Raw genomic sequence first — 1886 nt, 5'->3', positions numbered from 1 at the left:
GAACATATTCATCTCTATATTTAAAAAGTAATTCAGCGGCAGCTAATCCGCCTCCACTTGTCTAGTGACAGTGTTAGGAGGATTGGCTGCCGCATACGAACATAAATGGAGGTATTTTCATGAGCAGCACGGACATTCGCAATGAGCTTTGTAAATATGCGCGTAAGACGGTAGTTAATAAATTGGTTGTTGGACCTGGTGGCAACATTAGCGCTAAATTTGAAGGCAAAATGTATCTTTCCCCAAGCGGCTTCGCACTTGATGAGGTCGAGCCGCATCAATGGGTAGAGGTTGATATTGAAACAGGTGAGATTACGGATATCGGTCTGCGACCATCGTCTGAGGTGCTTATGCATTTGTATGCCTATCGGGCTAATCCAGATATCGGAGCAATTGTTCATACGCATCCACCATATTGCATTGCATTTACACTGGTTGAGCAGGAGCTTCCGATTATGTTCCCTGACCAAGCTGCGTTAGTAGGTAAGACGGTTTACGTTCCGTACGTGCTTCCAACAACGGATAAGCTTGCGGATGCTTATGTAGCAAAGTGTAATGAAGCAAGCTCTGTTCTGCTTGGCAATCATGGTCTTGTGACTTCTGGCCGTAATTTACGCGAAGCTTATTACCGGACTGAGGTTGTGGAAGAAAGCACAAAAATCTTTTTGATTGCTAAGGCGATTCGTGAGCCGAAGGTGCTTACAAAGGAAGAATTCGAAGAAATCGCATCGCTTGAAAGCGAAGCTTATCGCATAGAATTATTGCAAAAAATGAAGTAATAGGCAGTCGCTGATCAAGCGTGTCTGTTCTGAGAAAGGAGCTCAAGATGACGAAGCTTGCAACCGTACTCGCATTTGATCTAGGCGCCAGCAGCGGCAGAGYGTTAATCGGTGAGCTGCTGCAAGGCAATGATAGTGAACTGCCTAGGCTAAAGGTGACGGAAATTCATCGCTTTCCAAATCAGCCGATTGCTGTCGGCGGTCATTTGCACTGGGATATTTTGCACTTGCTACAGGAGTTGAAATTCGCGATCCGCAAAGCCTTTCAAGAAGGCTATTCACCGCAAACGTTTGGTATCGACACTTGGGGTGTCGACTTTGGGCTGATTGATGCTAATGGTGAACTGCTAGGAAACCCTTATCATTACCGCGACCCGCAAACGGAAGGTATTATTGAAGAACTTAGTGAACTAATTGGCAAGGACAGCCTTTACGAGCAAGGCGGACTGCAGTTTATGCCGTTTAATACGATTAATCAGCTTTACGCAATGAAGAAGGCGAACTCACCTAAGCTTGCAGCCGCTAGCACGCTGCTACTTACACCTGATTTATTAGCCTATTTCCTTACTGGTGAGAAGGTGTGCGAGTTTACGATGGCTACGACTACACAGCTGTTTGAGCCGAAAGAGCAGAAGTGGAACGAATCGCTTATGGAGAAGCTCGGTATTCCAACCAAGCTATTCCTTGATCCGATTCATCCCGGAACGCGTTTTGGCCGCTTAACACCTGATGTATGTTCGGAGCTTGAAGTTCCGCCAATCGAGGCCGTAGCAGTCGGAACACATGATACCGAATCAGCTATTGCCGCTGTACCTGCAATTGGCGTAGAAGAATTCGCCTATTTGGTTTGCGGAACTTGGTCACTGCTTGGCACTGAGCTTGGTCAACCTCTCGTCACGCCTGAGGCAATGGAGCTGGATTTCTCCAATGAAGGTGGAGTTGGCGGTACATATCAGCTGCTCAAAAATATTATGGGGCTTTGGATATTGCAGGAATGCAAACGTGAATGGGATGAACAAGGTAATGTTATTCCTTTCTCTGAGCTTGTTGTACTAGCAGAGGCTGCACAGCCTTTCCGCAGCCTTATTCATCCAGACGACCTTTCTT

At 46.5% G+C, this 1886-nt stretch carries 2 protein-coding genes; both read left to right on the top strand.

Annotated elements, in window-relative coordinates:
* Positions 1-119: 119 nt before the first annotated feature.
* Positions 120-779: a class II aldolase/adducin family protein gene (locus tag AC1DWN_RS33125; RefSeq protein ID WP_477563084.1), complete on the top strand. Its 660-nt coding sequence runs from the start codon at positions 120-122 to the stop codon at positions 777-779.
* A 47-nt stretch (positions 780-826) separates the two neighbouring features.
* The coding region (locus AC1DWN_RS33120) for a rhamnulokinase (RefSeq protein WP_477563083.1) at positions 827-1886 on the top strand (1060 nt) is incomplete at its 3' end.

This window comes from Paenibacillus sp. P4_A7, assembly GCF_056402455.1.
The sequence above is the reverse complement of the archived record's forward strand: the minus strand, read 5'-3'. Positions and strand labels throughout refer to the sequence as shown.

Bases quoted from the DNA above. Each gene is read 5' to 3' on its own strand.
- AC1DWN_RS33125 (WP_477563084.1), top strand. From the start codon at position 120: ATGAGCAGCACGGACATTCGCAATGAGCTTTGTAAATATGCGCGTAAG.